This window comes from Candidatus Acidiferrales bacterium, from assembly GCA_036514995.1.
Classification (GTDB): Bacteria; Acidobacteriota; Terriglobia; order Acidiferrales; family DATBWB01; genus DATBWB01.
Genome location: DATBWB010000085.1, coordinates 21,254 through 28,060, shown reverse-complemented (window position 1 = coordinate 28,060; position 6,807 = coordinate 21,254). Strand labels below are relative to the sequence as shown.

The 6,807-nt window shown below is 62.1% G+C and carries 5 protein-coding genes; 4 read left to right on the top strand and 1 reads right to left on the bottom strand.

All coding sequences use genetic code 11. From position 1 onward, the window contains the following. Positions 1-943 precede the first annotated feature (943 nt). Positions 944-1,822 (bottom strand): hypothetical protein, encoded by an 879-nt coding sequence (locus VIH17_06140; GenBank protein HEY4682815.1) that lies wholly within the window; start codon positions 1,820-1,822, stop codon positions 944-946. A gap of 460 nt (positions 1,823-2,282) precedes the next feature. Between VIH17_06140 and VIH17_06135 the strand changes: the two genes are divergently transcribed. From VIH17_06135 to VIH17_06120, 4 genes are all read left to right on the top strand, one after another. Next, a complete protein-coding gene (locus tag VIH17_06135) occupies positions 2,283-3,422 on the top strand; it encodes a hypothetical protein (protein ID HEY4682814.1) in 1,140 nt (379 codons plus the stop codon). Between the two features lie 240 nt (positions 3,423-3,662). Then, positions 3,663-4,625, top strand: a complete 963-nt coding sequence (locus VIH17_06130; GenBank protein ID HEY4682813.1) for a M20/M25/M40 family metallo-hydrolase — start codon at positions 3,663-3,665, stop codon at positions 4,623-4,625. Positions 4,626-4,755: 130 nt separating this feature from the next. Next, on the top strand, positions 4,756-5,154 hold the full coding sequence (locus VIH17_06125; GenBank protein ID HEY4682812.1) for a DUF6022 family protein: 399 nt from the start codon (positions 4,756-4,758) through the stop codon (positions 5,152-5,154). A gap of 269 nt (positions 5,155-5,423) precedes the next feature. Then, positions 5,424-6,803: a tryptophanase gene (locus VIH17_06120; protein HEY4682811.1), complete on the top strand. Its 1,380-nt coding sequence runs from the start codon at positions 5,424-5,426 to the stop codon at positions 6,801-6,803. Positions 6,804-6,807: the final 4 nt, after the last annotated feature.

Here is a 6,807-nt window from a genome sequence, read left to right as displayed (position 1 = left end):
CAAAAACGGGCGAAAACAGGAAAAGGCGACTTCGAGTTAGTCTGTGGTTGGCAAAGGGAATTAGCTGAGTTTTCAACTAGGTCGAGAAATGCCCGCAGCGGTCTTCAAGACCGCCCGTTTCAACCACTCACGCACTCCTCCGGCGTAACGAGTATCGGGATTCATCCCGATATGCATGTCGGGCTAAAAGCCCGACAACCCTATCGTATCACCTCAGGAGGAAAGAGGCGAGATGGTGAGTCGTGCGATTAGCTCGGTCATTGAAAGTTGAGAGCGCACCTAGCCAAATCACAGAGCCGAAGGGAAGTTTGCCCGGCTGAAGCCGGCCGCTACATTTGCCCAGAGGGACCCAGCGACTGGAGCAAACGGCGGGCCCCTCGATCGAGGTCCGCCATCAGTCCCGAATCTTCGGGAGGCGCGCTTGACGCCCGTGCCATAATGGAACTGGAGGCCCCGTGAGCGAGCTCACCATGCTTACCCTGTTCCTGGCCGTAGCTCTCCCGACCTGGCTCGCCCTCCGTCGTATCCTCCACTCGCCCAACAACCAATGACCTTCCGACCAACCCCGGCGCAGCAAGCCTTTCTCAAAGCGGCCCTCGACCTGAACGTCAAGCGCACCATCCGGGCCATCAGCCGCGCCGCTCGTGTGCATGAAAGCTCCTGGCGCATTTGCAAGCGCAACCCCGCTTTCTGCTCCTGCTATGGCGACGCCTGGAAATCGGGCGCCGCTCACGCGGCCTGCCTGCTCGACAACATAGGCTTGGAGAAAGCCCGCACCGACTTCCGCTACTGGCAGGCGATGCAGCAGAAATACTCCTTCTCGCCCCCTGGACTCCGACACCCCCCGCTCACCGTCATCGTCCGCGTCCCGCGCCCCTTTCCACCGGGTGCCCGCCCGAAGCCCATGCTCGAAAAGCGCGAATTTTTTCTCGCTCCCCGGACACTACCTCCTGTCGCCTTGCCCGTCCCGCCTCTCCGCTTCGCCCGCTGCTGTCGGCCCGCCCAGCTGCTGGAGCAGCCGTTGCGCCAAAGCCGCTTCTTCGGGCGCAAACCGCCCTGACCCGGCAATCTCGCGGAGCAGAGGGGCAAGCACCTCAGGTTCGACCACCTGGCTCTTCTTGAGATCTTTTTCGAGCACCGTGAGGACGCGCCAGAGCTCGATTCGTCGCGAACTTTCGGGACTTGCCATGGCGCGGGTGAGGTTGGCGGCGTGCCAGCGCTGGTTGGCAATACCCTCGAAGAGCTTGACCATGCGCCCCGTTTTCCCGCCGGGCGAGCTGACATAGGCTACCCGGTAGCGCACCGGGCCCTTCTCGTAGGCCAGACCGATTTCCATTAGGACGGGAATGCCAGGCCTGGTTTTCTCGCTGGTCGCGCCACGAAAATTCTTCATCTGTGCTGCCAGGGAAAAGAGCTGCTGAACAGTGGCGGCGGAAAGCGAAAAAGTGGGCGAGGTCGCCGGGGAGGACTCGCCTGCCGCGGCGGCAAGCGAGGAATCGTCCGCCGCGCCGGAGGCGTGAGCGTAGCGCGCCTGGCCGTCGTCCCGGACGCGCACGCTCCAGTAAAGCTGCTGCGGATAGAGCAAAGCTTTTTCGAACTCGAGCGTCGGGCGGCCGTCGCGGATGCGTTCGAGCAAACTTTGCGCCTTCCTCTGTGCCATGCGGAGATAGCCGGGGTCGCCCGCGATGGTTCGAAGCACCGGCACCAGTTCCGCTGCATCCCCCATTTCGCCGCGCGAATACTCCGCGTCCAAACTCTCCAGCAACCGCGGCAGCTTCAGCCGGTCGTGCTTCATCGCCAGCTCGAGCGCCTCTCGGTACAACTTTGCCCGCCCCCCTGCATAGGCCGACGAAGACACCGAAGCCGGGCCCCCTCGAGCCGGCCCCGCTGCCGCGCGGCACGGCACAGCCAAACACCAACCAGTGAAGAGAAGACCCAAAAGGATACGAGGATGAACGGGACGGGTCACGGTTGCGGGCAATTATACGCCATGACACTCTGGCACACCGAACTTCGCCGACGTCCACTCTGAGGGCGGAAAAGCAACTTGGCGACGGCGATGTCCTACAGGACGTCAAAGCTTCTCGAAGCTTGGGAAAAGATGGGTATTGGGGTCGTGTCAACTCATAGAGCTTGCGTCCACGCTCTCGTGGCACTATCTTTTCCCTGCTCTCCGTTTGCCTCCGGCAGGTTCGCTTGCCCGCTTGGCCTGATGGCGGGCTTGCCCGCCTGGCTTGAGGGCGGACTCCTATCGGTTCATCCGGAAGATGTGAGGCTTTTCCATGTGGAAGGGCAAGTGGAAGAGATCGCTCGGTTGGTTGTCTCTTCCCATTCTGCTTCTGTCGCCTTCGGCGGTCGCTCAAAGCACTCCGGAAGGGAGGTCTGCGCCTCTCGAGCTACTTCAGAAGCTCGCGGAGATGTCGGCGGTGCCGGGTTACGAGTCGGCGCTGGCCGGTGAAATCCAGAGACGCCTGAAGGCTCTCAAGCTCGACTCGAAGACCGACAATCTGGGCAACGTCATCGTCACGCTCGGCTCGGGCGAGCCCACACGGGTGATGGCCGCGCCCATCGACGAAATCGGCTACGTTGTTTCCGGGATCACCGAAGACGGTTTTCTCCGCGTGCAGCGCCTGCCGCAGGGGCAATTGTTTGCCTTCTTTGACACCTTGCTGACGGCGCAACCCGTGTCCGTTTTTACGAAGGCGGGGAAAGCCTTGAGCGGGGTGGTGGCGGCGCGCTCGGTCCACCTCATGACCGCGCGGGGAAGCAATCCTACGCCGGTGCGCGAGCTGGACGACATCTTCATTGACATCGGCGCGCCGAGCGAAAAGGAGGCCAGGGCCGCCGGGGTGGATTTGCTCGACCCCATCACGATGGAAAAGCATTTCTACAAGTTGGGCGGCGGCATGGTGACCGCGCCCTCGCTCGGCGACCGCTTTGGGGCGGTGGCGCTTCTCGAAATGCTCGGCCGGATCAACATCGCCGGGGGCGGAGCCAAGCTGAAAGGCACGCTCGTCGCCGCTTTTGTGACCCAACAATGGGTGGGCGGAAGAGGACTGGATCGCCTGGCGCAAGAGGTGCCCGCGAACGATTGGATCATCGTTGGCCGGTTGCAGCCTCCCCGGCCGGGTGAGAAAACCGCCGAGCCTTCGAGCGGCGTCTTGATTGCCATTGCCGACCCGAGCAAGCCTGCGCCGCTTGCCGGCGAACTCTCGAGACTGGCCGCCGAGCGCAATATCCCGGCACGGGGCGAGCCGGCGGCGGCCCTGCCGCGCTCGAGCTACACCGGTGGGCCGCAATTTCCCCCGCGCTTTGCCCATCTCGGCATCGCGGTGCGTTTTCCGCTCTCGCCGGCTGAAATGATCGACATCGCCGATCTCGACGCGCTGGTCCGATTGTTGGCCGCCTACGCCCAGCAGTGAGGTTGCGCCCTCAAGGGAGCCTGAAGGGAGAACGAAATGTCCGGTGAATCCTTCCCAAATCGATCTTCTTTTCCCTGCCTCCTCTGCCTCTTTTGCTTCATCTGTTTCCTTGTCCCCTCAAAAGCTACGGCGCAAAAACCAAAAGCGGCCACTCCGCCATCCCGGCCCGGAGTCCCTTCCACCGAGAAAATTCTCGCTACCCTCACCGAGGTCTATGGCGTCAGCCAACACGAGGCGGCTGTGCGCAAAGCCATCGCCGGGCTTCTGCCCGCATGGGCCGGAGTGGAGACGGATCCTTACGGAAACCTGATTTTGCGCATGGGCAAAGGCTCCCCGCGACTGGTTTTTGTGGCCCACATGGACGAAATCGGCTGGGTGGTGCGGGAGATCCTGGCTGACGGCCGGCTTGCGCTCGATTCGAAGGGCGGCTTTGCCACCGTTTATTTTGCCGGTCGCGCCATTCTGGTTCGTGGCGCGGAGGGAGGCAGGGAAATCCCCGGAGTGATGGAATTGCCGGAAGGTTATGCCGCCCCCGATTTTTTCACGACCCGTCCCGAGCGTCCGGGCTTCGAGTGGCGGACCGACCTCGGCACGCGAACCAAAGCCGCCACCGAAGCTTTGGGCGTAAAGGTGGGCGACTTTGTAACGGTGCCCAAGAAATTCCGCAAGCTCCTCGGACGCCGCGTCAATGGCCGGAGCTTTGACGACCGCGTGGGCTGCGCGGCACTGGTGGCGGCCGCCTGGCAGCTTGACCCGAAACTCTTCCAGCATGAGGTCACCTTCGTCTGGTCCACTGAAGAGGAGATTGGCCTTCGCGGGGCCAAATACTACGCCGATCACAACACCACCGACGTGGTTTTCGCGGTGGATACGTTTGTCTCGGCCGATTCGCCGCTCGAGTCCAAGCGCTTTGGCGATGGCCGGCTGGGCCAAGGCTTCGTCGTCCGCGCCGTGGACAATAGCTACGTGGCCGCGCCAGCCCACGTCCAGAAAATTCTCGCCCTCGCCAGAAAACATTCCATCTTGAGCCAGTACGGCGTCACCGGCGGGGGCAACGATGGCGCTGTCTTTCTCCGCCACGGCGCCTCGAACCTGGCGCTCGGCTGGCCGCTGCGCTACTCGCATTCTCCCGCTGAGGTGGTGGATCTGGCCGACCTCGAAGCCCTTTCGAGAATAGTCGCCGTGGCAGCACAGGAATGGTGAGCGACGGACGACCTCGCCCGCCACCGTATCCACTTGATTCAAAAGGCGTTAGTTGGTACCAGCAAAAATACTACAACTTTTTTGGGCAACGCTAGGCTATCTTCCCTGAATCCAATATAATAGAACCTATATGGGGACCAAAGCGGTGCGGTCGATTGCGCTATTGACCGTCATTGAAGCGCTCAACGAGTTCTACGCCCAGCGGCATCAGATGCTGAAGGGGGAGGAGTCTGACTTCCTGAGAAAATTCCGCGAGCGCGGTGACCCGACTTACGGGCACTACTTTGCCCGGCTCGAGCAGGGACGCCAGGCTTACCTCGATCGCCTCGGCGTCCGCATCGAACACGGCACGTTTGAGGACTCCTGGGAAGAGGCACTCCAGGCAGGCGAGCGCGTCCGGCTCACACCAGCGGAAATTCTCTCGCACGATAGCCGGCCAATCGGCCGCGTGATCGTCGCCTTCTACCACCGCCACGACCGCTTCGAGGTTCCCCGCCCGCCCGAGGTCCGCCCCTGCCTTGATGTCTGACGTCCGGCCAGCCCACCTTGCCTAATCTCACCGGCAGCAACCTCAACGGCGAAATTCGAAACTCGCAAAACCCAAAACCGCAGTCCGGAGAAGGAAGTAACTTTCTGAAACGTTCCGGGGCGTTTTGCGACTTTGAAATTTCGGGTTTCCATTGCGCCGAATTTCGAGTTTCGATTTTCGCTTTTCGGTTTTTCTAGCCTGCCGTGCTAGCATGGCTCGGCGCCGGGCCGGCTTCGAGGCCTGTCCTGACCCAGGCGAAGGAACCTGCCATGCCCATCAAAACGATCATCGAGCCGTTTCGCATCAAGAGCGTCGAGCCGATTCGCCAGACCAGCCCCGCGGAGCGCCAGCGCCTGCTCGAGGCCGCCGGCTACAACCTCTTCTTGATTGACTCGGAGGACATCTTGATTGACCTGCTCACCGACAGCGGCACCGGCGCCATGTCCACCGAGCAGTGGGCGGCGATGATGCGCGGCGATGAGAGCTACGCCGGCTCGCCCAGCTTCGCCCGCTTCAAACAAAGCGTGGACGATATTTTCGGCTTCAAGCACGTCATCCCCACGCACCAGGGCCGCGCCGCCGAACGCATCCTGTTCAGCGTGATGTGCAAGAAGGGCGACGTCGTCCCCAATAACACCCACTTCGATACCACCCGGGCAAACATCGAATTTCTCGGCGCCGAAGCGGTGGACTTGCCCATTCCCGAAGGCACCCAGCCGGCCACGCTCCATCCCTTTAAGGGCAACATGGACGTGAAGCGCCTGGGCGAGCTGATCGAGCGGGTCGGGCCAAAGCGGGTGCCGCTGGTGATGATGACCATTACCAACAACTCCGGCGGCGGCCAGCCCGTCTCCATGGCCAATCTCCGGGAAACCCGCGCCCTCTGCGCCCGCTACCAGATTCCCCTCTACCTGGATGCCTGCCGCTTTGCTGAAAATTCCTACTTTATCAAGCTGCGCGAAGAGGGTTTTCGCTCGAAGTCGCCCAAAGAGATTGCCCGCGAGACATTCTCCTACGCGGACGGCTGCACCATGTCAGCCAAGAAAGACGGCCTGGCGAATATCGGCGGCTTTCTTTGCACCAACGACGACCTGCTCGCCCAGCAGGAAAAAGATTTGCTCATCCTGACGGAGGGATTTCCCACCTACGGCGGGCTTGCCGGGCGCGACCTTGAGGCGATTGCGGTCGGACTGCAGGAGGTGCTCCACGAAGACTATTTGAACTACCGCATCGTTTCCACCGCCTACCTCGGCAAACACATCGCCTCGGAGGGCGTGCCCATCGTCCAGCCACCCGGCGGCCACGCGATTTATATGGATGCCCGGGCCTTTCTTCCGCACATCCCGCCCACTTGCTTTCCCGGCGTCGCCCTGGCGGCGGAGCTTTACCTCGAAGCCGGCATCCGGGCCGTCGAAATCGGCACGCTCATGTTCGGGAAGAGAGACGAAAAAGGCGTCGAACACCCGGCCACGATGGACCTCGTTCGGCTGGCCATCCCGCGACGGGTGTACACCCAGAGCCACGTGGACTACGTCGTGGAAGCGATTCTGGAAGTGTGGAAGCGGCGCGAAAAAATTCGCGGCCTCGAGCTGACCTACCAGGCGCCCTTCTTGAGGCACTTTACCGCCAGGTTTCGCCCGCTACCCTGACCCC

Excerpts from the sequence above, each read along its gene's own strand:
- VIH17_06135 (HEY4682814.1), top strand. The coding sequence starts at position 2,283 with ATGTGGAAGGGCAAGTGGAAGAGATCGCTCGGTTGGTTGTCTCTTCCC.
- VIH17_06125 (HEY4682812.1), top strand. The coding sequence starts at position 4,756 with ATGGGGACCAAAGCGGTGCGGTCGATTGCGCTATTGACCGTCATTGAA.
- VIH17_06120 (HEY4682811.1), top strand. The coding sequence starts at position 5,424 with ATGCCCATCAAAACGATCATCGAGCCGTTTCGCATCAAGAGCGTCGAG.